The 26,901-nt window shown below is 67.6% G+C and carries 25 protein-coding genes; 17 read left to right on the top strand and 8 right to left on the bottom strand.

All coding sequences use genetic code 11. The annotated features are described in order from the left end of the window. Positions 1-18: 18 nt before the first annotated feature. From OG804_RS15630 to OG804_RS15615, 4 genes are all read left to right on the top strand, one after another. The gene (locus OG804_RS15630) at positions 19-1,302 is read left to right on the top strand and encodes a cytochrome P450 (protein ID WP_328387219.1); all 1,284 of its coding nucleotides are present in this window, start codon (positions 19-21) and stop codon (positions 1,300-1,302) included. Between the two features lie 370 nt (positions 1,303-1,672). Next, positions 1,673-2,899, top strand: coding sequence for an acyl-CoA dehydrogenase family protein (locus OG804_RS15625; protein WP_442941882.1), 1,227 nt, complete (start codon positions 1,673-1,675; stop codon positions 2,897-2,899). A gap of 128 nt (positions 2,900-3,027) precedes the next feature. Beyond that, positions 3,028-3,804 (top strand): PaaI family thioesterase, encoded by a 777-nt coding sequence (locus tag OG804_RS15620; RefSeq protein WP_328387216.1) that lies wholly within the window; start codon positions 3,028-3,030, stop codon positions 3,802-3,804. Positions 3,805-3,909: 105 nt separating this feature from the next. Continuing rightward, the gene (locus OG804_RS15615; protein WP_328387215.1) at positions 3,910-4,605 is read left to right on the top strand and encodes a TetR/AcrR family transcriptional regulator; all 696 of its coding nucleotides are present in this window, start codon (positions 3,910-3,912) and stop codon (positions 4,603-4,605) included. A 93-nt stretch (positions 4,606-4,698) separates the two neighbouring features. Here the strand turns inward: OG804_RS15615 and OG804_RS15610 are convergent, their stop codons facing one another. Together OG804_RS15610 and OG804_RS15605 are read right to left on the bottom strand one after the other, a co-directional pair. Continuing rightward, a complete protein-coding gene (locus OG804_RS15610) occupies positions 4,699-5,562 on the bottom strand; it encodes an SDR family oxidoreductase (protein ID WP_328387213.1) in 864 nt (287 codons plus the stop codon). Positions 5,563-5,688: 126 nt separating this feature from the next. Next, entirely contained in the window at positions 5,689-6,111 is a 423-nt protein-coding gene (locus tag OG804_RS15605; RefSeq protein ID WP_328387211.1) for a hypothetical protein, read from the bottom strand. Between the two features lie 512 nt (positions 6,112-6,623). On the opposite strand from OG804_RS15605, the gene OG804_RS15600 reads away from it, so the two are divergent. The 6 genes from OG804_RS15600 to OG804_RS15575 all read left to right on the top strand — a co-directional run bounded on the left by OG804_RS15600 (position 6,624) and on the right by OG804_RS15575 (position 13,653). Next, positions 6,624-7,238 carry a hypothetical protein gene (locus tag OG804_RS15600; protein ID WP_328387209.1) on the top strand — a complete coding sequence of 205 codons (615 nt, stop codon included), beginning with the start codon at positions 6,624-6,626 and terminating at the stop codon, positions 7,236-7,238. Continuing rightward, positions 7,235-7,966, top strand: a complete 732-nt coding sequence (locus OG804_RS15595; RefSeq protein ID WP_328387207.1) for a hypothetical protein — start codon at positions 7,235-7,237, stop codon at positions 7,964-7,966. Before OG804_RS15600 ends, OG804_RS15595 begins: the two co-directional genes overlap by 4 nt. Before the next feature lie 73 nt (positions 7,967-8,039). Next, positions 8,040-9,689 (top strand): alkaline phosphatase D family protein, encoded by a 1,650-nt coding sequence (locus tag OG804_RS15590; RefSeq protein WP_328387205.1) that lies wholly within the window; start codon positions 8,040-8,042, stop codon positions 9,687-9,689. A gap of 99 nt (positions 9,690-9,788) precedes the next feature. Beyond that, positions 9,789-11,576, top strand: a complete 1,788-nt coding sequence (locus tag OG804_RS15585; protein WP_328387203.1) for a GMC family oxidoreductase — start codon at positions 9,789-9,791, stop codon at positions 11,574-11,576. Positions 11,577-11,810: 234 nt separating this feature from the next. Next, positions 11,811-13,166, top strand: coding sequence for an MFS transporter (locus OG804_RS15580; RefSeq protein ID WP_442941531.1), 1,356 nt, complete (start codon positions 11,811-11,813; stop codon positions 13,164-13,166). A gap of 25 nt (positions 13,167-13,191) precedes the next feature. Continuing rightward, entirely contained in the window at positions 13,192-13,653 is a 462-nt protein-coding gene (locus tag OG804_RS15575; protein WP_328387201.1) for a PaaI family thioesterase, read from the top strand. An 86-nt stretch (positions 13,654-13,739) separates the two neighbouring features. Here OG804_RS15575 and OG804_RS15570 read toward each other — a convergent pair whose 3' ends face one another. After that, entirely contained in the window at positions 13,740-14,102 is a 363-nt protein-coding gene (locus OG804_RS15570; protein WP_328387199.1) for a hypothetical protein, read from the bottom strand. 523 nt (positions 14,103-14,625) lie between these two features. Between OG804_RS15570 and OG804_RS15565 the strand changes: the two genes are divergently transcribed. Next, positions 14,626-15,726 (top strand): CobW family GTP-binding protein, encoded by a 1,101-nt coding sequence (locus OG804_RS15565; RefSeq protein ID WP_328398156.1) that lies wholly within the window; start codon positions 14,626-14,628, stop codon positions 15,724-15,726. Here the strand turns inward: OG804_RS15565 and OG804_RS15560 are convergent. Genes OG804_RS15560 through OG804_RS15550 form a run of 3 tightly spaced genes read right to left on the bottom strand, consistent with a single transcriptional unit; the run spans position 15,678 to position 18,410 of the window. Continuing rightward, entirely contained in the window at positions 15,678-16,133 is a 456-nt protein-coding gene (locus OG804_RS15560; RefSeq protein ID WP_328398154.1) for a molybdenum cofactor biosynthesis protein MoaE, read from the bottom strand. The genes OG804_RS15565 and OG804_RS15560 overlap by 49 nt on opposite strands. Then, positions 16,126-17,190 (bottom strand): bifunctional molybdenum cofactor biosynthesis protein MoaC/MoaB, encoded by a 1,065-nt coding sequence (moaCB, locus tag OG804_RS15555; protein WP_328398152.1) that lies wholly within the window; start codon positions 17,188-17,190, stop codon positions 16,126-16,128. Before moaCB ends, OG804_RS15560 begins: the two co-directional genes overlap by 8 nt. Next, entirely contained in the window at positions 17,187-18,410 is a 1,224-nt protein-coding gene (locus tag OG804_RS15550) for a molybdopterin molybdotransferase MoeA (RefSeq protein WP_328398150.1), read from the bottom strand. Before OG804_RS15550 ends, moaCB begins: the two co-directional genes overlap by 4 nt. A gap of 158 nt (positions 18,411-18,568) precedes the next feature. Between OG804_RS15550 and moaA the strand changes: the two genes are divergently transcribed. Both moaA and OG804_RS15540 read left to right on the top strand, forming a co-directional pair. Then, complete coding sequence (gene moaA, locus OG804_RS15545) at positions 18,569-19,627, top strand: GTP 3',8-cyclase MoaA (protein WP_328398148.1); 1,059 nt, start codon at positions 18,569-18,571, stop codon at positions 19,625-19,627. Continuing rightward, entirely contained in the window at positions 19,620-19,862 is a 243-nt protein-coding gene (locus OG804_RS15540; RefSeq protein ID WP_328398146.1) for a MoaD/ThiS family protein, read from the top strand. Before moaA ends, OG804_RS15540 begins: the two co-directional genes overlap by 8 nt. Positions 19,863-19,872: 10 nt before the next feature. Here OG804_RS15540 and nadE read toward each other — a convergent pair whose 3' ends face one another. After that, positions 19,873-20,697 (bottom strand): ammonia-dependent NAD(+) synthetase, encoded by an 825-nt coding sequence (gene nadE / locus OG804_RS15535; protein WP_328398144.1) that lies wholly within the window; start codon positions 20,695-20,697, stop codon positions 19,873-19,875. Between the two features lie 11 nt (positions 20,698-20,708). Further along, positions 20,709-21,338 (bottom strand): TetR/AcrR family transcriptional regulator, encoded by a 630-nt coding sequence (locus OG804_RS15530; protein WP_328398424.1) that lies wholly within the window; start codon positions 21,336-21,338, stop codon positions 20,709-20,711. A gap of 195 nt (positions 21,339-21,533) precedes the next feature. Between OG804_RS15530 and OG804_RS15525 the strand changes: the two genes are divergently transcribed. The 4 genes from OG804_RS15525 (at position 21,534) to nrdE (ending at position 26,809) form a co-directional block, all read left to right on the top strand. Beyond that, complete coding sequence (locus OG804_RS15525) at positions 21,534-22,103, top strand: NAD(P)H-dependent oxidoreductase (RefSeq protein ID WP_328398142.1); 570 nt, start codon at positions 21,534-21,536, stop codon at positions 22,101-22,103. A gap of 524 nt (positions 22,104-22,627) precedes the next feature. Beyond that, positions 22,628-22,858 carry a glutaredoxin-like protein NrdH gene (gene nrdH, locus OG804_RS15520; RefSeq protein ID WP_328398140.1) on the top strand — a complete coding sequence of 77 codons (231 nt, stop codon included), beginning with the start codon at positions 22,628-22,630 and terminating at the stop codon, positions 22,856-22,858. Positions 22,859-22,976: 118 nt separating this feature from the next. After that, positions 22,977-23,426: a class Ib ribonucleoside-diphosphate reductase assembly flavoprotein NrdI gene (gene nrdI / locus OG804_RS15515; RefSeq protein ID WP_328398138.1), complete on the top strand. Its 450-nt coding sequence runs from the start codon at positions 22,977-22,979 to the stop codon at positions 23,424-23,426. After that, positions 23,423-26,809, top strand: a complete 3,387-nt coding sequence (gene nrdE / locus OG804_RS15510) for a class 1b ribonucleoside-diphosphate reductase subunit alpha (RefSeq protein WP_328398136.1) — start codon at positions 23,423-23,425, stop codon at positions 26,807-26,809. The genes nrdI and nrdE overlap by 4 nt, the downstream gene beginning before the upstream one ends. Positions 26,810-26,901 lie beyond the last annotated feature (92 nt).

Below are 26,901 nucleotides of genomic sequence, written 5' to 3'. Positions count from 1 at the left end.
CGGCATGGAGTTTCGTCCTTGACTACCTCGGACTACCGAAGACAAGCCCACCCGGTCGTGCACGGTTCGCCGATCGATTCCGATGATCCGCGGGTTCCGCTGTACCTTCCGGAGTTCGCCGCCGACCCGCATCGGGTGTACCGCGAGATGCGCGCCAGGTACGGGTCGCTGGCGCCGGTGGAGCTGGCGCCCGGGGTGCCGGCCACCCTGGTGATCGGTTATTCGACCGCGCTGCGCGTGCTCAACGATCCGGAGCGTTTCCCGGCCGATCCGCGCACGTGGCAGAAGGATATTCCGGCCGAATGCCCGATCCTGCCGCTGCTGGAGTGGCGGCCGATGGCCAGCCGCTGCGCCGGTCAGGAGTTCGTGCGCTACCGGCAGGCGATCACGGCGAGTATGGACGAAGTGGATATGTACGCGATCCACACCGTCGTCGAGAACATCGCCGGCCCGCTGATCAACTCGTTCTGTCAGGACGGCCACGCCGAACTGATCCAGCAGTACGTGTTCCCGCTGGCCTTCCAGGTGATCAACTATCTGCTCGGGTGCCCGCCGGAGATCGGACAGCAGGTCGCCGCCGGGACCGCCGCCCTCCTGGAGGGGGTGGACGCCGAAGCGGGTAGCCGGATGCTGGGTGAGGCCCTGATGAATCTGGTGCAGCTCAAAGGTGCGGAGCCGGGTCGTGATATCACCTCGGTGCTGCTGCAGCATCCGGTCGCGCTGACCGAGGAGGAGGTGTCCCACCATGTCTCGCAGGTGTACGGCACCGGGATCGAGTTCGAACTGAACCTGATCGTCAACACCCTGCTGCTGATCCTCACCGACGAGCGGTTCGGCGGCAGCGTGCTGGGGGGGAACTTGACTTCACGCGACGCCCTGGACGAGGTGTTGTTCAACGACCCGCCGCTGGCGAATCTGCTGATCACCTATCCGCGGATGCCCATCCTGCTCGACGATGTGTGGCTGCCCGCCCATCAGCCGGTCGTGATAAGCATGGCCGCCTGCAACAACGACCCGTCCATCCGGGCGTCGGAGTTGACGGGTAACCGCGCCCATCTGGCCTGGGGCCTCGGTCCGCACGCCTGCCCCGCGCAGTCGCTGGCCTACATCGTCGCCGAAGGGGCCATCGATCAGCTGCTGGACGCATTGCCGGAGATGCGCGCGGAATTCCCCGACGGAGAGCCCGCCTGGCGGCCGGGACCTTTTCACCGGTCCCTGTCCGCACTGCCGGTGACCTTCCCGCCGGGCGCGCCCCTGCTGGGATTCGGGGACGGTTCCGCCCGCCCCGCTATCCGGGCCTGACGCGAGCTCGGACGCCGCCTTCGCGAGGTTCATCGGAAGAACGGATCGGCCACCAGGTCGGCTTCGCGCCGGGCCGTCGATCACCCGGTGGGTCCGTTCCGTATGCGAGACGCGACCCTGGAGCCGAGTTCAGCGAGGCACCCCCGAAGGGTTGAGGCCCGTCCCGGCGTTCAGTCCTCGAAAGCGCATGAGGCGAAGCCTCGAGTCTCGAGGGCTGAACGCCGGGACCAAGGGGGCCTCGACCCCCGCGACGCCGCAGGCGGCGCCAAAATAGTTGAATCCGGATTCAAGTTCGTTTACCGTCGGAGAGCATCGAACGGCTGCCGCCGGCGCATCGAGCCGCGCCCCGAAGATCGGAGTTCTCGTGGAACTGTTCACCTCGACCGAGCGTGCCCGGGAGTACCGACGCACCCTGCTCACGTTCATGGACGAATGCGTCTACCCGGCCGAGCCGGTGTACGCCGAGCAGATGGCCGCGGCGGGCGATCCGCATCATCAGCCGCAGGTCCTCGAGGACCTCAAGATCGAGGCCAAGAAGCGCGACCTGTGGAATCTGTTCCATCCGCATCCGGAATGGGGCCCCGGCCTGACCAACCTGGAGTACGCGCCGCTGGCCGAGATCATGGGCCGCAGCCCGGCGCTCGCGCCCGAGGCGTGCAACTGTTCGGCCCCCGACACCGGCAATATGGAGGTGTTCACCCTCTTCGGTACCGAGGAGCACAAACAGCGCTGGCTCGAACCGTTGCTCGACGGAACCATCCGGTCCGCGTTCGCGATGACCGAGCCCGGGGTCGCCAGTTCCGATGCGACGAACGTGGAAATGCGGATGGAGCGCGACGGCGACGACTACGTGCTCAACGGCCGCAAATGGTTCGCCTCCAACGCCATGCACGCGCACTGCAAAGTGCTCATCGTGATGGGCAAGACCGATCCGGACGCGCCGAAACACCGGCAGCAATCGATGATGGTGGTGCCGATCGACGCGCCGGGTGTCACCGTCGTGCGTAATCTGCCGGTCTTCGGGTATGTCGATCGCGAAGGTCACGCCGAAATCGATTTCACCGATGTCCGGGTGCCGCTGACCGATGTGCTGAAGGGGGAGGGCGAGGGGTTCGCGATCAGCCAGGCGCGGCTCGGCCCCGGCCGGATCCACCATGCCATGCGCGCGATCGGAATGGCCGAACGCGCACTGGAGCTCATGTGCGCCCGCGCCGATTCCCGGACCACCTTCGGCCGCAAGGTCAGTGAACGCGCCAATATCCGGGACTGGATCGCCGAAGCCCGGATCGATATCGAACAGGCGCGGCTGCTCACCCTGAAAACGGCCTGGATGATGGATACCGTCGGCAACAAGGAGGCGCGTACCGAGATCGCCGCGATCAAGATCGCGGCACCGGTGATGGCGCTGCGGATCGTGGATCGCGCGATCCAGGTGTACGGCGCGGCCGGGGTCACCGAGGATTTCCCGCTGGCCAGCATGTACGCCCATCTGCGCACCCTGCGGATCGCCGACGGTCCCGACGAGGTCCACAAACTGACGATCGCCCGGGCCGAACTCGGTAAGGCCCGCGCGGCCGCCGAAGCCGCCGGAAGCTGAGGGCGTCCGGGGCCGCGAATCCACCGACCTGGCCGGGGCGTACCGACCCACCGCCCGATACGTTGGATATGTCCGGTCGAGTCCGTTGAACATCAGCCGCCGGCCGGACGGGCACAAGGAGGCAATCCATGACGGTCGAGACCGGAAGCGAATCGCGGCGACGGCGCCACATCCTGCTGGAGCTGGGCTTCGCCACCACACTGGCCGGCGACGAACTGCACGGGTCGGCGATCATCACCCCGCAGCTGCACGTGCCCGGAACCGAGCGGTTGCGCACCTCGGTGCTCGCCGCCTGGACCGATACCGTGACCGGTCTGCTGGCGGCGCTCACCCTGGGGCCGCGGGTGCCGGTCACCCTCGAACTCGATGTGCACCTCTACCGTCCGGCGCCGGGGTCCGGTGAGATCAGGGCGGTGGGGCGCAAGATCAAAGCGGGACGCTCGGTCTTCGTCGCGGAGGTCGAATGGAGCGTGGACGGCGAACCCTTCGCCTTCGGTGGCGGGTCGTTCATGGTGTCCCCGAACGAGGAGTTGCGGCTGCCCCCGGAGCTGAGCATCGATATGCCGGTCTCCGATCGCCTGCTGTCGGTACCGCTGGCCGAACGGGCCGGCTGCGCGCGCAGCGGCCCGGGCACCGCGGTGCTGCCGCGTACCGACGACGGCCTGAACGCCTCGCGCACGGTCAACGGGGGACTGATAGCGCTCGCCGCGGAAGAGGCGATCCTGTCGCTGGCGCCCGGCGCCACCCTGAGCACCCTCGGACTGCGCTATCTGCAGCCCGCCCGGATCGGGCCGGTGGTGGCCGACGCGACGCTGCGGGCCGATGTCGGACGAGCGACCCTGCGCGACTCGGGGAACGCCGATCGGATCACCACGCTGGCGACAGGTCGGCTGTTCCCCGCGTGACCACCGGGTTTCCCGGCCCGGTCCGGGGCGGCCGGATCCGGGTCGGACGGCTGTTACCATCCACGGCAGCCCGAGACAGACCGCCCCAGGACAGTGAGTGAGCTGGTGAAGGCCCAGGAGGACAGTATTTCCGCGGGCGGGGCGACGGACTCGCCGGTCGCGCCACCCGCCGGCCGGGCGACCCGCCCGGCCCCGAAGAGCCGGCGCGGGATCCGCACCCGTGCGGCCCTGATCGCCGCCGCGCGCACGGTTTTCGAAGCCGACGGTTTCGTCGACGCCCGGATCAACGACATCACCAAGACCGCGGGCGTGGCGTCGGGTTCGTTCTACACCCATTTCGACGGCAAGGAAGAGATCTTCGCCGAGGTCGTCGAGCAGATGCGTGAGGAGATGCTGCATCCGCACGTCCGGGCCCGGGGCGGCAGTGCCGATCCCCGCGAATGGATCGCCGCGGCCAACCGCGAATATCTGCGGTCCTATCGCCGCAACGCGCGGTTGATGGCCGTGCTCGAACAGGTGGCGCGGATCGATCAGCAGTTCGCGGCGCTGCGGGCCGAGCGTGCCTCGGCGTTCATCGACCGCAATGCCGCGCTGATCCGGGACCTGCAGGCCCGGGGCCTGGTCACTCCGCGACTGGATCCGCGGGTCACGGCGCTGGCCCTGTCGAGCATGGTGAGCAAGATGGCGTATCTGGTGTTCGTGGAGGGTGAGAAGGTCGGCTTCGACACGTTGCTCGACACGCTGAACTGGATCTGGTTCAACGCGTTGCAGCTTCCCGAATCACCGATCGAACCCGCCTGAACCGCTCGGAACACCCGGTGCGCACGCGAGTATCCACCGGGATGTTGTAGGCCACCGATCCCGGTTCGGATGACCGGCCCTGCCGGTGGTGTCTCACTGCGCGCGCCGGGTCGCCCGGAAACCCCGGAACCGGCGGAGATAGCCCACGATTCGGCGGAGTGGGACCGCCCGTGGCCAGTCGTCGGGACGGAAGTAGGCGTCGGTGCCGCCGTCGACGAAGACCACACTGCCGCAAAGGAATTCGGCCGCGGGCGATAGCATCATGCACACCCATTCGGCGATGTGCTCCGGTTTGCCGAAACCGCCGGTGGGCACGGGGAAAGCGTTGATCGCCTTGGCTTCGGCCGGGGACGCGAGCTGGCGTTCGAGCAGCGGGGTCAGTATCGCGCCGGGGGCGATGACGTTGAGCCGGATGCCCGCCCCGGCCCATTCCGGCCCGACCGCGTGCCGGCGGACCCAGCGGCTCACCGCGATCTTGGAGGCGGCGTAGACGAACGGCGCGGCCTGTTTGCCGAATATCTTCACCGTGCGGACGGCGCGTTCGGTGTCTCCGGCCAGGAAAGCACGCACGGTGCGACCGGGTACCGCGGGGACGGTGGTGGCCGAATTGCTGCCGAACGCGACTACCCGCGCGGCGCCGGTCGCGGCGAGTGCGGGTCGCCACCCTTCGAGGAGGTCGACCACGCCGAGGTAGTTCACGGCCGCGATCACCGGCAGTCGTGCGGGATCGGGCACCGGGCCGAGTCCGGCGGCGAGTACGGCTCCGTCGAGCAGGCCGTCCGCGGCGGTCAGCACTCCGTCGATCGCGGTGCGCCGGCCTTCGGCGGTGGACAGATCGGCGACGATATCGGTTTCCTGGATGTCCACGCCGATCACGCGGTGGCCCGCGGCCGTCAGCTTGTCGGCTACCGCCTTGCCCATCCCCGACGCTGCCCCCGTGACCGCGTAGACACCCATCCGAAATCCCTTCGTCCGACCCGCCGACTACCGTCCCGGGCGATTTCGTCGGAGTCTGTCAAAAGTACGGATTCTGTCAAGCGCACTGGAAGCGTCACAGGTCCGCGCGGGTGCCGGTCCCCTCGCTCACCTTCCGTCGGACACCAGCCCCGGTACCTCCAGATACTCGGGGAGGGTGAAGCAGATGATGCCGAAGTCGTAGCCCCGGGCCACGTTCACTTCGTCGGCCACGCCGTCGGCCGCCACCAGATGCCTGCCGGGCGCCGTGGGGGCCCAGTCGGCGGTGAACTTGCCGGGGGACACCTGCTCGACCGGCCCGAAGGTGCCGCCGCCGGGCTGTCCGTCCACCGAGTCGGTGAGCGAGCCAACGCTGTCGCCGAGAACTGTGACGGTGTAGGTGCAGCTCGTCCCGTACTGGACGAAACCGAGGCCGAAACCGCCGGATACGCTCACGCTGGTGACGGCGGCCGAGGCCGTGGGCATCGGCCCGAGCGCGGCGGCGAGCGCGAGGGCGGTGCCCGCGAGACAGAGATTTCCTGCGGTCGTCATGGCTGCTCCGCTCGTATCGACGATGCGTACGCGGTGGAACGTCCTGTAAGTAGTGGAGCACTTCCCGGCCGCTCGGCACAGTCCTCGCCGGTCACGAAGTAGTCCCGGTTGGTGTCGCCGGTCCGGGCTTCCCGGTGCTGATAAACCGTCGCGGGCCGTCGTTCGTGGGGCGGTCGATGACTGGCACATATCGGCTGGTGTGTAACACCTGCGTGCCATCTCGTGAATAACGGTGCGTAAATGTTATCGGCCCTGGCTGATTGCCAGGGGAATGCTGCAGGCTCCGGCGGCGATGTCGCGGAGATATCGCAGAGTCCTATAACCGTTGAAAGCGACGAGTATCCGGGAATTCGAGCCCGGCCACACGGTTATTCGGTAGCAATTTAAAGGATTAATTCTCCTGTTAATTACTGATATGCACTCGAACTCCGAATATCGGTATGGTCCTGTGCGCGAAGTGAAATCGCAGCCGCCCGGCCCTCGGTCGGTTCACGTGAGAAGGATTGAGCGTAATGAAGTTCGGCACTTTCGCCGCTACCGCACTTCTGTCCGTTGCCGCTGTAGGGATTTCCGCCGGCGTCGTGCACGCCGAACCCGCGGCCGCGGCTCCGGCACCGGAGATCAAGAGCGAGGGCGTCGACCAGGGCGTCGCCTACGAGACCAGCGTCGACCAGAAGACCCAGACGATCACCACCGAAGTGCAGGACGGCCGGTTCGAACTGACGCCGGACGGCGCCACCGCGATCCTCAAGGCCGTCAGCGGCGCCGTCATCGCCGAAGTGCCGCTGCAGTACGAGGTCTCGGGCAGTGAGATGGCCGTGGCGCACGAGATCAGCGCGGACGGTACGACACTCGAACTGACCCCGACGGTCACCGCCGAGAACATCGGCGAGATGCGGCCGGTCAGCTCGATGACCCGGCTCACCGACGAACTCCAGCGCAATGTCGCCGGTGTCGCGGTCGGCGCCGTGCTGGGCGGCCTGCTCGGCGCCCTCGTCGGTCTCGGCTTCCTCAGCATCATCACCGGTCCGATCGGCCTCGTCGTCGGCGCTGTGGCAGGTGGCTACATCACCGGCGGGCAATCGTTCACCGACGCCGTGATGGCGGTCCTGCGCGGCGAACCGTGACCCAGCCGGGCCCGGACGAGGACGGCGGGCGTCCGCCGCTCTCACAGCAGGACAAACGCGCCCGGGTCGGCGCCACGGCGGCCGCGATCGCTATCGCGGCCGTCGTGACCTCGATCGTGCTGGGAATCGGGGTGGCCGCGCTGCTGGCCACCGCGGGCAGCGGTGACGAGGCCACCAACGACCTGGCGGCCCCGGCCGCGAGCGCCACCGCCACCACCGTCACCGATATCGCGCCCGTCGCACCGGCCGCGCCGGCCGGCCCCTCGTCGACTTCGGCGACGTCGAGTGCCCCGGCAACGACGCCGTCCGCGCTGGGAACCGCCGGTCCCGCCAACAAGGAGGCCAAACAGGCCCCGTTGAAGGTCGAGGTGGCGGCCGGTGAATGCCTCAGCGGATTCAGCGACAAGGACGTCAGCAAGGCCGCCTGCGGAAGCGCGGAATCGCGGTACAAGATCGCGAGTGCCGGCCCGCCGGGCACCGCCTGCCCGACGGACGCCGATTCCAGCCACACCATCGGCGAGACGACCATGTGCCTCGATATCGATTGGGTGGTCGGCAGCTGCGCGGATGTCTCCGGCGACCAGCCGCAGCGCACCGAGTGCGGTCCGGGCGGGGTACAGGTGATCAGCATCCTGCCGGAGACCGTGAGTGTGAACGCCTGCCCCTCGGCCGACCGTGGGTTCGTCTACGACCAACGTCGCTTCGTGGTGTGTTTCGCCGATCTCTAGCCGGCGGCCCGGCGCGAGCCCGGCCGGGCTCGCGCTGTGGAGGAGTCGTAACCGTCGCGGGTTAGGCTGAGCCATGGCTCTGTCCCGGCGCCGGGTACTGCAAGCGGGTGCGGCCGGCGCGGCCGCGCTGCTGGCCGGAGCCGGTCTGGCGAGTAGTGCGCCCTATCGGGCGCCCCGCCGGCTCGGCGACCCCTTCACGCTCGGCGTGGCCTCCGGTGATCCGCTGCCCGACGGCGTGGTGCTGTGGACCAGGCTGGCCCCGGATCCGTTCGCCCCGGACTCCCTGGGCGGTACGCCGCGTGCCCCGGTCACCGTCGAATACGAAGTCGCCGAGGACGAGTATTTCCGCCGTATCGCCGTGCGTGGGAGCGCATTGGCCACCCGCGAACTGGCGCACAGCGTGCATCCGGAGGTCCGGGGTCTGGCACCGGATCGCTGGTACTACTACCGATTCCGTGCGGGCTCGGCCATCTCGCCGGTAGGCCGCACCCGGACCGCGCCGGTCGCCCGGGTGAACCGGTTACGGTTCGCTTTCGCCTCCTGCCAGCACTGGAGCTCCGGCTATTACACCGCCTACCGGCACCTCTGCGACGAGGATCTCGATTTCGTCGTGCACCTGGGCGATTACATCTACGAAAAGGAATGGGCGTCCGGCCGTTCGGGGGTCGCCATCCCGGAGACGCTGCGCGCGGAGGCCACCGATCTGGCCGGATACCGGCTGCGCTACGCGCAGTACAAGGCCGAACCCGAGCTGCGGGCCGCGCATGCCGCGTTCCCCTGGATCTGCACCTTCGACGACCACGAGATCGACAACAACTGGGCGGGTTTCGAACCCGGCGCCGGTATCGATATCCATCTGCTGCCCGCCCTGTTCCGGCGGCGGCGCGCGGCCGCCTTCCAGGCGATGTACGAGCATCTGCCGCTGCGGATCGATCAGTTGCCCGCGGGACCGTACGCCCGGATGCACCGCCGCTACGCGTTCGGCGACCTCGTCGACCTGACCATGCTCGACACCCGCCAGTACCGAACGCCCCTGGTGTGCGGTGACGGCGCCAATCTGGTGGTGGACTGCCCGGACCGTTTCGCCGCCGACCGCACCATTCTGGGGTCGCGCCAGCGCGACTGGCTGATCGACGGTCTCACCCGGTCCCCGGCTCGCTGGCAGGTGCTCGGCAATCAGGTCGCGATGGCGCAGTCCGATTACGACCCCGGTCCGGCGGTCGCGGTGGGGACCGACTCCTGGGACGGCTATGTCGCCGATCGGGACGCGGTGCTCGCCGCCGCGGCCGCGCGCGGCCGCGGGAACCTGGTGGTGCTCACCGGTGATCGGCACGAGAACTATGTGGTGGATCTGCGCGGCGACTATCGGGATCCGGCGTCGCCGGTCGTGGCCACGGAGTTCACCGGCACCTCGATCACCACCGGACGCGACGGCGCCGATCTGACCTCGCGCGGCGAGACTCTGCTCGCCGCGAATCCCGATATGAAATTCTTCAACGGGCAGCGCGGCTATGTCCGGGTGGAGGTGGACGATCAGCTGTGGCGCGGCGACTACCGGGTGGTGCCCTATGTCCGGGAACCCGGGGCGCCCGTCACCACCCGGGCGGGTTTCGTGGTGGAGCACGGTGTGCCCGGGGCGCGGGCCGCGTGGGCTCCCGATCCGCACGCCGAGCCGGAGGCCGAAACGCCCGCGCGGGAACCGGTGGCGGGGGCCGGCGGATGAGCGTGGACACCTGCTCGACACCCGGATTGGCCGAAAGTGCCGATTTCCTGTCCGCGGGTATGTTTCCCACCGGGTGACCCAGGCCATAGTCTCGGAAAGATGTCCAGTTCCGCAACGGGCGCCGGCACCGCCGCCGGGCCCGGCCAGACCTTCGACTACGACGTCCTCGTCATCGGCTCCGGATTCGGGGGCAGCGTCAGTGCCCTGCGGTTGACCGAGAAGGGGTACCGGGTCGGGGTCCTCGAGGCCGGTCGCCGCTTCGCCGACGACGAATTCGCGAAAACGTCCTGGCGTGCCAGGCAGTATCTATGGGCGCCCTACCTCGGCTGCTTCGGCATCCAGCGGCTCGCGCTGCTGAAGGACACCCTCATCATGGCCGGCGCCGGGGTCGGCGGCGGCTCCCTCGTGTACGCGAACACCCTGTACGAACCGCCGGACAAGTTCTTCCGGGACGGCAACTGGGCGCATATCACCGACTGGAAAGCCGAGCTGACGCCCTACTACGACCAGGCCAAACGCATGCTGGGCGTGACCACCAATCCGGCGACCACGCCGACCGACTGGGTCCTGCTGGAGGTCGCCGCGGAAATGGGCGTCGCCGACTCCTATCAGCGCACCCCGGTCGGGGTCTTCTTCGGCGGGCCCGGGAGCCGGCCCGGCGAGGATGTGCCCGACCCGTACTTCGGCGGGGTCGGCCCCGCCCGCCGCACCTGCACCCACTGCGGCGAATGTATGACCGGATGTCGCCACAACGCCAAGAACACCCTGGTCAAGAATTATCTGTTCCTGGCCGAGCAGGCCGGTGCGACCGTCCATGCGCTGCGCACCGTCACCGATGTGACACCGCGACCCGGCGGCGGGTACGCCGTGGAAACGGTGGTGACCGGGCGGTGGCTGCGCAAGAAGCGCACCGTTTTCACCGCCGAACAGGTGATCTTCTCCGCGGCTTCCCTCGGCACCCAGCGCCTGCTGCACAAACTCCGGGATTCGGGCTCCTTGCCCGAGATCTCGAGCCGCCTCGGTTATCTGTCCCGGACCAACTCCGAGGAGCTGCTCTCGATCCGCAGCCGGGACAAGACCAGCGATTTCACCAAGGGGGTGGCCATCACCTCCTCGATCCACCCCGATCACGACACCCATATCGAGCCGGTGCGCTACGGCAAGGGCAGCAATGTCATCTCGCTGATGGGCACGGTCATGGTCGACGAGGAGCCCGGCGTCTCCAAGCGCCGGCTGTGGCTGCGCGAGATGTGGCGCAACCGCCGCGATCTGCGTCATCTGCACAACCCGCGGGGCTGGTCGGAGCAGATGATCGGCCTGCTGGTGATGCAGTCGGTGGACAACTCGATCACCACCTACACCAAACGCGGTCTGTTCGGTCGCAAGATGACGACCCGTCAAGGCGAGGGCGCCCCCAACCCGACCTGGGTTCCGGCCGGGCACGAGGTGGGCCGCCGGGTCGCCGACAAGATCGACGGGGTCGCGGGCGGAGCCAGCAGCAGTATCTTCAATGTCCCGATGACCGGCCATTTCATCGGCGGTTGCGTGATCGGCGACAGCCCCGAGACCGGTGTCGTGGACCCGTACCACCGGTTGTACGGCCACCCGGGTGCGCATGTGATCGACGGTTCGACAATTTCGGCCAACCTGGGTGTGAACCCGTCGCTCACCATCACCGCGCAGTCCGAGCGCGCCGTGGCGATGTGGCCGAACAAGGGCGAGGCCGATCCGCGGCCGCCGCTCGGATCGGCCTACCAGCGGATCGCCCCGGTCGCTCCGGTATCGCCGGTGGTGCCGGCCGCCGCGCCCGCCGCCCTGCGGCTGCCGCTGGTCGAGGTGCGGCACCCGGCGCGACCGCAGGCCCCGGTAGCCGACGAAGTGCGCTGAAACGGGCGTCCCGGGCGGGCCGCCGCCGTGGCCCGAACGGGACGATTCCGCACCTGTGTGAGCCCCTTCACATAAGCTGGGAAGTAGCTGATGAGAGGTGGTCGGCCGCGTCCGTTCGGCGGGTGCCCGCGTTTACCCGCGGAAAATCCCGGGTAACGGATGGAGGTCGATACTCGCCGGAACCCGGTCGCCGGTGGGCACGACGTCATGGGTCGGCCGGGCCGACACGGCCGCATGTGCCGGAGAGGACGGACCGTGACGGACCAGCAGGCCCCAGCGCCGCATCTCAAGAAGTCGGTGGCAGCCTCCGCAATGGGCAACGCCACCGAATGGTTCGACTACGGCGTCTACGCCGCAACCGCCACCTATCTCACCGACGCGTTCTTCCCCGGGGAGCTCGGCACCCTGGGCACCATGCTCGGGTTCGCCATCTCCTTCGTCCTGCGGCCGGTGGGCGGCATGGTCTGGGGACCGCTCGGCGACCGCGTCGGCCGCAAGGTGGTACTGGCCACCACCATCCTGCTCATGGCGGCGGCCACCGGTCTGATCGGTGTCCTGCCCACCCATGGCCAGGTCGGGGTGCTCGCGCCGATCCTGCTGATCCTGCTCCGGGTGGTGCAGGGCTTCTCGACCGGCGGCGAATACGGCGGCGCGGCGACCTACCTGGCCGAATGCGCCGGCGACAAGAAACGTGGATTCTTCGGGAGTTTCCTGGAGTTCGGCACTCTCGGCGGTTTCGTCGGCGGCTCCGCGGTGGTGCTGTTGTGCCAGCTGATCCTCGGGTCCGACGCCATGCACGACTGGGGCTGGCGGATCCCGTTCCTGATCGCGGTTCCGTTGGGCGGCATCGGCTGGTATCTGCGAACCAAGCTGAACGAGTCGCCGGTCTTCACCGAGGTGAACGAACACGAGCACCCCGAGGGCGGGCTTCGGGTTCTGCTCAGCAACTACCGGCGTGAGCTGCTGGTTCTCTTCGGCCTGGTGGTCGCGCTGAACGTCGCGAACTACACGCTGCTCACCTATCAGCCGACGTATCTGCAGAAGACCATCGGCCTCGGCGAATCGACCACCACCGCCATGATGCTCATCGGGCAGGTGGCCATGATGGCGTGCGTTCCCTTCTTCGGCCGTCTCTCCGACCGAGTGGGGCGGCGACCGCTGTGGCTGTTCTCGCTGATCGGTCTGGCCGTGCTGTCCGTGCCGATGTACGCGCTCATGGGCGTGGGCACCGGCTGGGCGGTGCTCGGTTTCGTGGTGCTGGGTCTGCTCTATGTGCCGCAGCTGTCCACCATCAGCGCGACCTTCCCCGCCATCTTCCCGACCCATGTCAGGTACGCGGGTTTCGCGCTGAGCTACAACCTGTCCACGGCCGCGTTCGGCGGCACCGCGCCGTTGGTGAACGAGGCGGTGATCGAGGGCACCGGCTGGAATCTCTTCCCCGCGATCTACATGACCGGCGCCGCGCTGGTCGGTCTGGTGGCATGGTTCTTCCTGCGGGAGACCGCGGGTACCTCGCTGCGCGGCACCGAGGTGCCCGACGCCGCAACCGATTCCGAGCCTCCGACCACGGAGAAACAATCCGTCGCGTGATCCCATCAGAAGGGCCGGCCCAGTCATGAGTGATGTCCGCAATCCTCCCATCGCCGAGATCGTGAACTCGGCGCTGGAACACACCATTCCGGTCGCGCACCGGATGGGCGTGCACGCCGAGGAGGTGCGGCGCGGTTATGCCGCGGCCACTGTGCCCGTCGAAGGGAACGGCAATCATTTCGGCGTCATGTACGCCGGGGTGCTGTTCACCGTCGGGGAGATCCTCGGCGGCGCCATCGCGGTGGCGAGTTTCGACTCCACCGCGTTCTATCCACTGGTGAAGGATCTGCGGATCGTTTTCCGTAAACCGGCGACCACGGCGGTGCGCGCTCAGGCGACGCTGGACGAGGCGGAGATCGAGCGGATCTCCACGGAGGCCGCGGCGAACGGCAAGGCCGATTTCACCTTGCGGGCGGTGATCACCGACGCCCAGGGCGTGGTGGTCGCCGAGACCGAGGGGCTGTACCAGCTCCGCGCCCATTCGTGACGGCCGGATCGGCTGCCACGACAGAGTGAACGCCGTAGCGGCCCGGCTCCCGATGAGGGGGAGCCGGGCCCGCTATCGGCGCGCGGTCAGAGTCCGGCCGAACCGGTCGGGGCCGGTGGCACCATTCGCCAGGGGCCGCAGTTCTCGGATTTGAAACCCGCGTCGGTCGGTTCGATGGTCACCCGGATCGGGCCCAGCTTCGTGTAGTTGTTCTCGATGATGTAGCTCATATTCGTGTTGTCGCCCTCGATCAGCCGTAGCCGCCGCCAGTCGCAGCTCGCGGCCGGATCGAGGGGTCCGGGCGACTCCCACGTTCCGGGCCGGATATCCACGCCGACCCGGTAGACGCCGTCGTGCGGTATGGAATCCGCGGGCTCAGCCGCCGCGATACCGCTGCCCAGCACGGTCGCCGCCGACAACACGGCGATCAGAAACGTGCCTGCACGCATTCGATTCTCCTCGGTATTTCTTTATCTTGTCTCTCTGCACAGCCGAGATCCCCCGAGATCTCTCCGGCACGTTTACCAGAGTCGCGCTACCGATTTCGGAGTTTCGACATATTTCGGTAGATCCCACGGGAAATGGCTGGTTATCGATCGGCACTATTCCGCCGACGCATTATTTGAAACATATCCAATTCTGTCGAAATGCAAGAGTGACCCCTTGCCGGATCACCCGCGGCCGGACAACACGGCAGTCGCATCACGCCGCCTCGCGCACGACACGGCCGTTCCCGTAGCTCCGGTGCGGATCCGTACACCGAACCGCCGCACCTTCCCTGCGCCGAGTCCAGCGAGGCCCACAAAGGTTGCGGCCCGGCCCGCGTTTCAGCGCCCGAAGCGCATGCGGCGCAGCCGCGAGTCTCGGGCGCAGAAACGCGGGCCCTCAGGGGCCGCAACCCGCGCGCCGCAGGCGCGCCAACAGACACAGCACCGGCGTCGCCGCAGGCGGCGCCGAACTACACTGCTCCGGGTGGCTGAGCGCATACCCGTGGTGATCGTGGCCGGTTTTCTGGGTGCTGGAAAGACCACGCTGCTCAACAACTTGTTGCGCAACAATCGGGGCACCCGGATCGGTGTGGTGGTCAATGATTTCGGCGCCGTGAACGTGGACGCGATGCTGGTGGCCGGACAGGTCGATGCGATGGTGTCGGTCGGTAGCGGTTGTGTGTGCTGCGCGGTGGATGTCACCGAACTGGACGAACTGTTCACCCGGTTGACCGACCCCCGGGCCGGGATCGACGTGATCGTGGTGGAGGCCAGCGGCCTGGCCGAGCCGCGCAACCTGGTGCGGATGGTGGTGGGCAGCGAGAACCCGCGCATCCGGTACGGCGGGCTGCTCGAAGTGGTCGACGCCGGGGAATTCGGCGCCAGCCGGGCCCGGCATCCGGAGTTGGCGAGCCATCTGCGCCTGGCCGACCTGGTGGTGGTGAACAAGGCCGACCGGGTCGGCGCCGACGAGCTGGCGTTGTTGCGCACCGAGATCACGGAGCTGACCGGTGGCGCGCCGGTCTATGTGACCTCGCGCGGCCGGATCGATCCCGGGCTGCTGTTCGATCCGGGGCGCCATCGCGGACCGCGGATCGGGGATCAGCTGAGTTTCGACGAGCTACTGCTCGACCACGACCAGCACGAGGGGGAGCACCGGCATCTGCACGACGACTACACCAGTGTGGTCTTCACCGCCGCGGCGGCGCTGCATCCGCGCCGCCTCATCGACTTCCTGGAGAACCCGCCCGCCGGGCTCTTCCGCGCGAAAGGGTTCGTCGCCTTCGCCGTGCCGGGTCACGGCCGGTTCGTGCTGCACCTGGTGGGGCGGGCGATCACCCTGGAGCCGACGAACCGGGCCCGGGGCGAGGGCACCGAGCTGGTGCTCATCGGCGCCGGTCTCGATACCGGGGCGGCGCTGGACCGGCTGGCCGGGACCGCGCACACCGGACCCGAACCTCTCGACGACAACGCGATGCTCGGCGTCTGGCGCTATGTTCCCGATTCCGGCCGGGATGAGCCCGCGCACATCGGTGTTCACCCGCAGGCGTTGACCCATTCGGACAGCCCGTCGGCGAACAGTTGACGCTTCCAGATCGGCACTTCGTGCTTGATCCGGTCGACCAGTGTCGAGCACGCCGCGAAGGCCTCGGCCCGATGCGGCGCGGCCACCGCCGTGACGATCGCCAGGTCGCCCACCGACAGCTCACCGATGCGGTGCACGGCCGCCACCGGCAGACCGGTCGATTCGGCTACCGAGGCGCAGCATTCGCGCAGGAACCGGATCGCGTCGGGATGCGCCGAGTACTCCAGTGCCGAGACGGCCTGCCCGCTGTCGTGGTCGCGGACCACGCCGCTGAACACCACCACGGCCCCGTACCGGTGTCCGCGGACCGCCGCGTCGACGGCTGCGGGATCCAGTGGCCGATCGCTGATCTCGGCGAGTCGGACGCCGCCGGTCGTTTCGGGGACTCCGGCCGATAGTTCAGGCATGTGCGCTCTCGTTTCCCGAATTCGTACCCGGATCGCGGCGCCCGCTGTCGTGCGCACCGCCACCCGCCACCTGCGCGAGCAGATGCGTGAGCAGTGGTTCCAGTACCGCGATACCGTCTTTCACGCCGCCGGGGGAGCCGGGCAGATTCACCACCACCGACCGGCCGGACAGGCCGGCGACACCGCGGCTGAGTGCCGCGAGCGGGAATTTCGCGGTACCGCGCTGCCGGATGGCCTCGGCCACCCCGGGCAGTTGCCGGTCCAGCACCGCCGCGGTCGCCTCCGGGGTGCGGTCGGTCGGCGAGGCGCCGGTGCCACCGGTGGTGACCACCAGATCCGGGGTGGTCCGCAGTGCGTCGGCCAGACCGTCGGCGATCCCGGCGTCGGGGTAGACGAGCGGTCCGCGCACGGTGTACCCGAGGTCACGCAGCCAGGACACCAGCTGCGGGCCGGTGGTGTCGGTCCGGGTTCCGGCCGCCGCCCCGGTGGACGCCACGAGAACCACGGCGGTACCGCTCGCGTCGCTGCGCGGTGCGAGCGCGGGTGCCTCGGGTTCGGTGTGCCGCACCGAAGGTCGGGCGGGTTCGTCGGTCCGGGTCCAGTGCCCCCGTTTGCCGCCGGTCTTGTCGAGCAGCCGGACGCCGTTGAGCACCGCGGCCGGGTCGAGCGCTTTCACCATGTCGTGCAGGGTGAGTCCGGCCACGGCTACGGCCGTCAGCGCTTCCATCTCCACTCCGGTGGGGCCGGTGGTCTTGGCCGTGGCCTCGATGGCGATGGTGGAGTCGGTGAATCCGAACTCGACCTTCACCGAGGAGAGCGCGAGCTGATGGCACAGCGGAATGAGGTCGGAGGTCTTCTTGGCTCCCGCGATACCGGCGAGCCGGGCGGTGGACAGTACATCGGCCTTCGGCATGTCGTCGGCGCGGACCAGCGCGACCACCTCGGCGGTGGTGTGCAGCTCACCGGCGGCCACGGCCGTCCGGGCGGTATCGGCTTTGGCGCTCACGTCCACCATGCGGGCGCGGCCCGCGGAATCCACATGCGACAACTCGCTCATAATGTCCACACTCGCACAGACGCTCCGGGCGGGAGTTCGGTCACCGCGGCCGGGATATCGATCAGCACATCGGCGGCCGCCATGCTCGCGACGAGATGGGATCCGGGTCCCGACACCACCTCCACCGCGTGCGGGCGCGCGCCGTTCCACACCAGGCGGCCGCGCAGGAACTGGCGGCGGCCCTCCGGCGAGCGGCGCACCGCGCCGAGCAGCGGCAATTCGTATTCCGGCGCCGGTCCCAGCCCGGACAGCCGGCGCAGCATCGGCCGGGCCAGCACCTCGAACGACACCACCGCGCTCACCGGGTTGCCCGGGAAACTGAGGACCGGCACCCCGTCCACCACCGTGAGTCCCTGCGGTCCGCCCGGTTGCATCGCCACCGATCCGAATTCGCCGCCGAGCGGGGTGAGCACCTCGCGTACGACCTCGAAATCGCCCTTGGAGACCCCGCCCGTGGTGATCACCAGATCGGCGGCGGCGGTCGCGGCGTGCAGCAGGCGCCGGAAGTCCGCGGGCTCGTCCCCGCTGTGCTCGACACCGGCCACCGTGACACCGTTGGCGGTGAGCGCCGCCGCGAGCGCGATCCCGTTGGAGTTGTAGATCTGTCCCGGCCGCAGCACGGTTCCCGCGGCGGCCAGTTCGCTGCCGGTGCTGATGACCACCGCCCGTACCGGCGTGAACACCGGTATCCGGTCCAGCCCGGCGGCGGCCAGCGCGGCGATATGCCGCGGCGCGAGCATGGTGGCGGCGGGCACCAGGTCGGCGCCGGCGCGGATGTCGGTGCCCGGTTCCCGAACGAATTCACCGGCCGAACGGCCCCGCGCGATGTGCACCGAGGTCGCGTCGGAGGTCGTATCCTCTACCGGGACAACACATTCCGTGCCACTGGGTAAGGGAGCGCCGGTCATCACCTTGCGTGCGGTACCGGGCGCCAGCGCTTCGCGTCCGGGATCGCCGGCGGCCACCACACCGGTCAGCGGAAGGGTCACGGGAGTGACCGCCACATCCTGGGCCCGCACCGCGTACCCGTCCATGGCCGAGTTCCGGAACACCGGGAGATCGATCGGTGCGCGCAGATCCTCGGCGAGCTGGCGGCCGAGTGCGTCGGCCACGGACACGTACTCGACCGGCCGGGCGGCGAGGGGGCGCAGCAGCTGCTCGATGGTGTCGCGGTAGTCGTCGGCCGACCGGACCGGACGACTGGCGGGCCGAGAAATCATAGATCCAGACTAGTGGCGCGGGCCCGACGAGCGCCGCCCTGTGGGCGTCGGATGGAGCGCGCGACGGCTCGTCGCCGCCGCCGGCTCGGCCGTTGCGAGAACGGCGGATCTCGGCGAGGCCCCGTGCCGACGGCGACCCGGTGTACATAATGGAGGGCGTGACGCTGGTCGAAATGGGGATTCCCACGGTGCGGTCGGGGCGCCCATCACTCGATGGACGTCCGGAAACGCCGCTGCTGGTGGACCGGTTCGGCCGCATCGCGCGGGATCTGCGGGTGTCCATCACGGAGAAGTGCTCGCTGCGCTGTACCTACTGCATGCCCGAGGAAGGTCTGCCCGCCATCCCGGCCGACGAACTGCTCTCGGCCGCCGAGATCGTCCGCCTGGTCGGCCTCGCCGTCCGTGAACTGGGTGTGCGCGAGGTCCGGTTCACCGGCGGCGAGCCGCTGATGCGCCGCGATCTGGAGGAGATCGTCGCCGGCTGCCACGCGGCCGTACCGGAGATTCCCCTGGCCATGACCTCCAACGGGATCGGGCTGCGCCATCGGGCTGCCGGTCTGGCCGCGGCGGGGTTGAGCCGGGTCAATATCTCCCTGGACACCGTGGACCGGGACGGGTTCGCCCGGCTGACGCGGCGTGACCGGCTGGACTCCGCGCTTTCCGGTATTCGCGCCGCGGTCGCGGCCGGACTGTCACCGGTGAAGGTGAACGCGGTGCTCATGCGGCAAACCCTCGACGGATCCGCGGACCTGCTGCGCTGGTGCCTGGACGCGGGGTGCGAACTGCGCTTCATCGAGGAGATGCCGCTCGACGCCGATCACGAATGGGCGCGGGCCAATATGGTCACCGCCGACGAACTGCTCGAGGTGCTCGGCGCCCGATACCGGCTCACCGCCGTCGGTCGCGCCGATCCGGCCGCCCCCGCGGAGACCTGGCTGGTCGGCGAGGGCCCCGCGACCGTCGGCATCATCGCGTCGGTGACCCGGAAGTTCTGCGATACCTGCGACCGCACCCGGCTCACCGCCGACGGTATGCTGCGGTCCTGCCTGTTCAGCGATCAGGAGTTCGACCTGCGCGCGAGTCTGCGCGCGGGCGCGAGCGACGACGAGCTCGCGCAGCTGTGGCGCGGGGCGATGTGGCAGAAATGGGCGGGTCACGGTATCGATGCCGCGGACTTCGTCCCGCCCGAACGCACGATGGGAGCAATTGGTGGTTGAGGTCCGCTACTTCGCCGCCGTCGCCGACGCCGTCGGCAAGAGCACCGAAACCCTCGACCTGCCGCCCGGTGCGACGGTCGGCGATCTCCGTACCCGGCTGACCGCGACCTACGGTCCCGGCCTGGACAAGATGCTCGCCGTCTGCGCGTACCTGATGGACGACGAGCTGACCCGGGACAGCGCGGCGACGCTGACCCCGCGCGTCGATGTCATGCCGCCTTTCGCGGGCGGCTGATCCACCGCGTTCAGCGCCACCAGTCGTCGAGCGGGGTGACCGGTACGGTCCGCTTGTGCCGGGTGTTGCGGAAGATCGTCTCGACCCGCTGCGCGACCTCGTCGGTCACATCCTTGCCTTCGAGATAGTCGTCGATCTCGTTGTAGCGCAGGCCCAGTGCTTCTTCGTCGGGCAGGGCCGGTCGATCGTCCTCCAGATCGGCCGTCGGCACCTTGGACCACAGCCGCGCCGGGGCGCCCAGTTCCTGCAGCAGTGCCGCGCCCTGTCGTTTGGACAAACCGGTCAGCGGGGTTACGTCCACGCCGCCGTCACCGAATTTGGTGAAGAACCCGGTTACCGCTTCGGCGGCGTGATCGGTGCCGACCACCAGCAGGTTCTCCTGCCCGGCGAGGGCGTACTGGATCACCATCCGCTCCCGGGCCTTGATATTTCCGCGGACGAAATCCCGTAGTTTGCCGACCTTGAGCGCCGAAGCCACCTCGGCCGCCACGGCATTGGCGCCGGGCCGGACGTTCACCACCACCGATTCGTCGGGGGCCACGAACGTCATGGCGAGCCGGGCGTCGGCTTCGTCGGCCTGCACACCGTAGGGCAGCCGGACCGCGACGAATCGCGTCTCGTGGCCCTCGGCGCGCAACTCTTCGGTGGCCAGCTGGCACAGCCGTCCGGTGAGTGCGCTGTCCTGGCCGCCGCTGATCCCCAGCACGAAACCCTTGGCGGGGGTGGCGCGCAGATAGGCCTTCAGGAAATCGATCCGACGCCGAACCTCGTCCTTCGGTTCGATCGCCGGCAGCACACCCAGTTCGGAGATGATCTGTTCACGCAGGTTTCCCATGCCGGATCACTCTACTGCGCGCCGGGTCCGGCGACTCGGCGAACCAGGGCTTCCCAGTTGTCGCCGATCTGTTCGCGGGTGTAGCCGAGGGTGCGGATCTGGTGCAGGACGAGGCCGGCGCCGAGCGCGGCCAGCAGAGTATCGGTCAGCAGGGCGATATCGCCCGGGGTTGCCGCGTCGCGCAGCAGCATCGCCACGTGGGTGTTCAGCACGCGGTAGGGCTTGCTGCTGTAGTGGTGTTCGGAGGACCCGAGTTCGGCCGCGCGGTGGAGTTCGCCCTCCACCTGGATATCGAGCAGCCGGGCCCGCCCGAAGGCGACCAGACGATCGATCGGTGGCGCTCCCGGGCCCAAGGGCGGCGGACCGAAGATGAACGCCTGCTGCGCGAGCGTCTCGGAATGGTCGAGCAGTGCGTACATCAGACCGGTCCGGTTGCCGAAGCGCCGGAACACCGTGCCTTTTCCGACTCCGGCGCGTTTGGCCAGGGCGTCCATCGTGAGCGCGTCGACTCCGTGTGCGCGGACGAGCTCCTGGGCGGCGTCGAGCAGTCGCCGCCGGTTGCGCGCGGCGTCGGCGCGCTCGGCGGGTTCGGCGGTGCCGGGTAGCTCGGGACCGACGCGATCGGCCGGGTGAACCCGCAAGGTCGGGGGCACGGTGGATTTCGCTGCGGCCGCGGGGGACGGCAGCGGTTCGCCGGGGCGGTCGGGTCCGGCGGGATCCGAACGGAGTGTGTCGTAGTTCACGGCGGCGCGCGTTCCTCCGAGGAATGTAGCGGACCGTGGTCCGGTTGATCAGGGCAGTGCGATCATCACACAACTAGTACCGCAGGAGTGAACATGAGCCAGGCCCGTATCGTCGTCCTCGTCGGCAGCCTTCGTGGCGCCTCGATCAGTCGGCAGATCGCCGAGGCGGCGGTCTCGACCGCGCCCGACGGCGCCGAGGTCGCCATCTACGAGGGTATCGGCGAGATTCCCTTCTACAACGAGGACATCGACACCGCGGGTTCGGTACCGGCCGCCGCCCAGGCGCTGCGCGACGCGGTCGCGGCGAGCGACGGGCTGCTGTTGGTCACCCCGGAATATAACGGCAGCGTCCCCGCGGTGCTGAAGAACGCGATCGATTGGCTGTCCCGGCCCTACGGCGCGGGTGCGATCGGCGGTAAGCCGGTGGCCGCCCTCAGTGGTTCGATCAGCCCCAACGCCGCCAAGTGGGCGCACGGCGACATCGTCAAGGTCGTCGGCGTCGCCGGCGGCAAGGTCGTCGAGGAAGCGCACCTGCACTACGCCGGCTGGGGCGAGCGTTTCGGCGCGAACCATCCGCGTGAGGACGCCGAGGCGCAGCGCGAGCTGGGCGAGGCGCTGAAGGTGCTCGTCACCGCCGCCAGCGGGGAGCTCGTCTCCGCCTGATCCCGCGGTACTGCGCGAGGGCCGCCCCGTCATCGGACGGGGCGGCCCTCGCGTGTGTGTCGGGAAGTGATTCGAGGGTCCACTGGGGTTCCGGCGACTGGTGTGACAGACGTACTCTCCTGCGTTTGCTGAAAAGGAACTGGCTCGGTCTGTTTGTGATCTGGACCACGGTGTACGCGGCGTGTCGAGTTGCTGTCCTGCGGCTTACAGCGGTGAAATCACATGGTTGTGACTCGCAACATCTCGTGTTGTTTTTATTGTCGGCCACTAGGTGTAGTGTCATCGATGCCTGGAGACGGCGGTGCAAGACTCCCGCCGGCGAGAGGCGGAACCGGCCCGGACATGGAGTTTCAGGGCTGGTCCTCGGAGTTTGCGCAGGATCATCCGATCGTGCCGATGGCACCGCACCCCATAGGGATCCCCGGCTGGATCGGGCGTGCGGGCAGCATCGGCCCGGAGGCCGGCGGTCCGTCAGCACGCAGGGCCACGCACCCCGCACATTGGCACAGGAGAGAGGGACTCGAATGATCACCGTGTACACCAAGCCCGCTTGCGTCCAGTGCAATGCCACCTATAAGGCCCTCGACAAGGTCGGGGTGGAGTACCGCGTCATCGATATCTCCGAGGACGCCGACGCCCGCGACTATGTGATGGCGCTCGGCTACCTGCAGGCCCCCGTCGTCGTCTCCGGCGACGAGCACTGGTCCGGCTTCCGGCCGGATCGCATCAAGGCGCTGGCCACCGTCGCCGCCTGAGTGCGTCGGGCCCGGAGGTGGCAGCCGAGCGTTGCCACGCAGGGCCCGCGCTCGGGCGCAATGGACACAGCCTGACCGAACACACGCCCGCATCGGGTCGGGGAGCAGGGGAGGTGAGATGTCGGAATCGAATACGCTGGTCTACTTCTCCAGCGCTTCGCAGAACACGCACCGATTCGTCGAGAAGCTGGACATCCCGGCTCTCCGGATCCCCCTGCACACCACCGACACACTGCGGGTCGACGACCCCTACGTGCTGATCGTCCCCACCTACGGGGGCGGTCGGCAGGTCCTGGGCTCGACGCGCTCGGACAAGGAATTCGTACCGCGCCAGGTCGCCAAGTTCCTCAACGATCCGCACAACCGCGCACTGTTGCGCGGGGTGATCGCCGCGGGGAACACGAACTTCGGCGACACCTTCTGCTTCGCAGGTGATGTGATCTCGCGCAAATGCGGGGTGCCCTACCTGTACCGCTTCGAACTCATGGGAACCGCTGAGGACGTCGCCCGCGTCCGCGAGGGATTGGGATTGTTTTGGCAGCAACAACGACAGCATCAGCAGGTATGACGGCCCGGCTCGAGCAGCCCGCGCAGCGCGAAGGCGTTCCCGGTGAGGTGCTGGACTACCACGCCCTCAACGCGATGCTGAACCTGTACGGACCGGACGGCAGCATCCAGTTCGACAAGGATCGCGAGGCCGCCAACCAGTACTTCCTGCAGCACGTCAACCAGAACACCGTCTTCTTCCACAACCTCGACGAGAAGCTCGACTACCTCGTCGAGGAGAAGTACTACGAACCCGAGGTACTGGACCAGTACAGCCGGGCTTTCGTGAAGAAGCTGTTCCAGCAGGCGTACGCCGCGAAGTTCCGGTTCCCCACCTTCCTCGGCGCGTTCAAGTACTACACCTCGTACACGCTGAAGACCTTCGACGGCAAGCGTTACCTGGAGCGGTTCGAGGACCGGGTGTGCATGGTCGCGCTGACGCTGGCCGCCGGTGACGAAGTGCTCGCGGGCAAACTCGTCGAGGAGATCATCGACGGCCGCTTCCAGCCGGCCACCCCGACCTTCCTCAACTCCGGCAAGAAGCAGCGCGGTGAGCCGGTGTCGTGCTTTCCGGCGGGTACCCCGATCGATACGAGTGACGGCCCGCGACCGATCGAAACCCTGCGTGCAGGGGATCGAGTTCTCTCACACGACGGCTCGTATTCGTTGGTCGAGGAACTGATCGAGAATCCCAACGATCAGGCGCTGGTATCGATTTCGCATTTCGGACACAAGGAGCCGATCCGGTGCACCCCGGAGCATCCGATCCTGGTCTGGACTGCCCGTGACGTGGAAACCCTGATCGACGGCGACGGCGCGGACCCGTTCAATGGGTTCGTGTGGCTTGCCGCGCAGGATGTTCAGCCGTCCGATTTCATTGTGACGGCGGCGCCGCTGGACACGCGGGACCCTCGCGTGTTCGATCTGATGGACTTTGTCGGTGCGGGCGTCTACGAAGAGGTCGACGGCCTGATCCACAAAGTCGACGTGGATGCGAAACATCGGAACAAGCAGCGTCATAGCCAACGCTTCGTCGCTGTCAATCGCCATGTCGAAGAGTCCTATGAACTCGGTTTGATTCTCGGCTGGTACCTCGCTGAGGGGCACGTGTCCAAGCGGTCGAGTGTCGAGGGCATCCAGCCGAACGGCGTCCACTTCACACTCGGTGCGCACGAAGTCGAATATCACGTCGAACTGGGCATGGCTTTCAAGCAGGTGTTCGGGGTCGATCTGTCACTTCACACGAACCACTCCGACCACTCCACCAGGATGGTGTGCAACAGCAAGGTCGTCGCGTCACTGCTGCTGTCGATGGCCGGAACCGGCTACAGCACGAAGCGGTTGGCACACGATGTGATGACTGCGGACGAAGATTTCCAGCGTGGTCTACTCGCGGGGCTGTTCCGTGGTGACGGGTGCAGTACCAGCGGTGGGATGGTTCTCGATCTCGTGAACCCCGAGTTGGTCGATCAGGTGCAATCGCTGCTGCGGCGGCTCGGCATCATCTCGGTTGTCCGGACCTACATCAATCAGGCCGGAAATCCGACTGGTCAGGTATTCGTGCCCGGCTTGCCCGGCACCAACGAAGAGTTCATCTTCGACACCGGCAAGAACCTGCACAACTACACCGGCCGCAAAGGCACGAAACGGTCGACCTACCAGACTGTGCACGGTCGCCACGTGTTCGGTATCCGTGCGATCGAACGCACAGATGAGACGCCCGAGAGGGTGTACAACCTGCACGTAGAGGGCACGCACACCTACGCAATTCGCGGTGCTGTCGTGCACAACTGTTTTCTTCTTCGCATAGAGGACAACATGGAGTCCATCGGGCGCTCCATCAACTCCGCGCTGCAGCTGTCCAAGCGCGGCGGCGGGGTCGCGTTGCTGCTCAGCAATATTCGTGAGCACGGGGCGCCGATCAAGAAGATCGAGAACCAGTCCTCCGGTGTCATCCCGATCATGAAGCTGCTGGAGGATTCGTTCTCCTACGCCAACCAGCTGGGCGCGCGGCAGGGTGCGGGCGCGGTGTACCTGCACGCGCACCACCCCGATATCTACCGTTTCCTGGACACCAAGCGGGAGAACGCGGACGAGAAGATCCGCATCAAGACCCTCTCGCTGGGTGTGGTGATCCCCGATATCACCTTCGAACTGGCCAAGAAGAACGAGGACATGTACCTGTTCTCGCCCTACGATGTGGAACGCATCTACGGTAAGCCGTTCGCCGATATCGACGTCACCGAGAAGTACTACGAGATGGTCGACGACAAGCGGATCCGCAAGTCCAAGATCAAGGCGCGTGAGTTCTTCCAGACCATCGCCGAGCTGCAGTTCGAATCCGGCTACCCCTACATCATGTTCGAGGACACGGTGAACCGGGCCAACCCGATCGCCGGCAAGATCACCCACTCGAATCTGTGCTCGGAGATCCTGCAGGTCTCAACTCCGTCGATCTACAACGACGATCTGACCTACTCGCAGGTGGGCAAGGACATCTCGTGCAACCTGGGGTCGCTCAATATCGCCAAGGCGATGGACTCCCCGGATTTCGCCCGCACCATCGAGGTGGCGATCCGGGCGCTCACGGCGGTCTCCGATCAGACCCATATCTACTCGGTGCCCTCGATCGAACAGGGCAACAACTCCTCGCACGCCATCGGCCTCGGGCAGATGAACCTGCACGGCTTCCTGGCGCGGGAGCGGATCTACTACGGGTCCGAAGAGGGTCTGGACTTCACCAATATCTACTTCTACACGGTGGTCTATCACGCGCTGCGTGCGTCGAACCTGATCGCCCGCGAACGCGGTACCTACTTCGGCGGGTTCCCGGAGTCGAAGTACGCGACCGGTGAGTACTTCGACAAGTACACCGACAGTGTGTGGGAACCGCAGACCGAGCGGGTCGCCGCGCTGTTCGCCGAGGCCGGTATCCGGATCCCCACCCAGGACGACTGGCGGGAGCTGAAGGCCGCGGTCATGGAACACGGTCTGTACAACCAGAACCTGCAGGCCGTCCCGCCGACCGGTTCGATCTCCTACATCAACCACTCCACCAGTTCCATCCACCCGGTGGCGTCGAAGATCGAGATCCGCAAGGAAGGCAAGATCGGGCGCGTCTACTATCCGGCCCCGTACATGACCAACGACAATCTGGACTACTACCAGGACGCGTACGAGATCGGCTACGAGAAGATCATCGACACCTACGCCGCGGCCACTCAGCACGTGGACCAGGGCCTGTCGCTGACCCTCTTCTTCAAGGACACGGCCTCCACCCGCGACCTGAACCGGGCCCAGATCTACGCCTGGCGCAAGGGCATCAAAACCCTCTACTACATCCGCCTGCGGCAGATGGCGCTGGAGGGCACCGAGGTCGAAGGTTGCGTGAGCTGCATGCTCTGAGTCCTCGGATCATCCATCCATTGCGGTCGCCGGCCCTGTGCTCGTACGGAGGAGCGATAGCAGCCGATAGCATCGGCCGCCATACTGGATGT

Source organism: Nocardia sp. NBC_00416 (genome assembly GCF_036032445.1).
Lineage (GTDB): Bacteria > Actinomycetota > Actinomycetes > Mycobacteriales > Mycobacteriaceae > Nocardia.
This window is presented reverse-complemented; position numbering and strand designations above follow the sequence as displayed.

Excerpts from the sequence above, each read along its gene's own strand:
- OG804_RS15620 (WP_328387216.1), top strand. The coding sequence starts at position 3,028 with ATGACGGTCGAGACCGGAAGCGAATCGCGGCGACGGCGCCACATCCTG.
- OG804_RS15610 (WP_328387213.1), bottom strand. The coding sequence starts at position 5,562 with ATGGGTGTCTACGCGGTCACGGGGGCAGCGTCGGGGATGGGCAAGGCG.
- OG804_RS15605 (WP_328387211.1), bottom strand. The coding sequence starts at position 6,111 with ATGACGACCGCAGGAAATCTCTGTCTCGCGGGCACCGCCCTCGCGCTC.
- OG804_RS15600 (WP_328387209.1), top strand. The coding sequence starts at position 6,624 with ATGAAGTTCGGCACTTTCGCCGCTACCGCACTTCTGTCCGTTGCCGCT.
- OG804_RS15590 (WP_328387205.1), top strand. The coding sequence starts at position 8,040 with ATGGCTCTGTCCCGGCGCCGGGTACTGCAAGCGGGTGCGGCCGGCGCG.
- OG804_RS15585 (WP_328387203.1), top strand. The coding sequence starts at position 9,789 with ATGTCCAGTTCCGCAACGGGCGCCGGCACCGCCGCCGGGCCCGGCCAG.
- OG804_RS15580 (WP_442941531.1), top strand. The coding sequence starts at position 11,811 with ATGTGCCGGAGAGGACGGACCGTGACGGACCAGCAGGCCCCAGCGCCG.
- OG804_RS15575 (WP_328387201.1), top strand. The coding sequence starts at position 13,192 with ATGAGTGATGTCCGCAATCCTCCCATCGCCGAGATCGTGAACTCGGCG.
- OG804_RS15570 (WP_328387199.1), bottom strand. The coding sequence starts at position 14,102 with ATGCGTGCAGGCACGTTTCTGATCGCCGTGTTGTCGGCGGCGACCGTG.
- OG804_RS15560 (WP_328398154.1), bottom strand. The coding sequence starts at position 16,133 with ATGCCTGAACTATCGGCCGGAGTCCCCGAAACGACCGGCGGCGTCCGA.
- moaCB (WP_328398152.1), bottom strand. The coding sequence starts at position 17,190 with ATGAGCGAGTTGTCGCATGTGGATTCCGCGGGCCGCGCCCGCATGGTG.
- OG804_RS15550 (WP_328398150.1), bottom strand. The coding sequence starts at position 18,410 with ATGATTTCTCGGCCCGCCAGTCGTCCGGTCCGGTCGGCCGACGACTAC.
- nadE (WP_328398144.1), bottom strand. The coding sequence starts at position 20,697 with ATGGGAAACCTGCGTGAACAGATCATCTCCGAACTGGGTGTGCTGCCG.
- OG804_RS15525 (WP_328398142.1), top strand. The coding sequence starts at position 21,534 with ATGAGCCAGGCCCGTATCGTCGTCCTCGTCGGCAGCCTTCGTGGCGCC.
- nrdH (WP_328398140.1), top strand. The coding sequence starts at position 22,628 with ATGATCACCGTGTACACCAAGCCCGCTTGCGTCCAGTGCAATGCCACC.
- nrdI (WP_328398138.1), top strand. The coding sequence starts at position 22,977 with ATGTCGGAATCGAATACGCTGGTCTACTTCTCCAGCGCTTCGCAGAAC.
- nrdE (WP_328398136.1), top strand. The coding sequence starts at position 23,423 with ATGACGGCCCGGCTCGAGCAGCCCGCGCAGCGCGAAGGCGTTCCCGGT.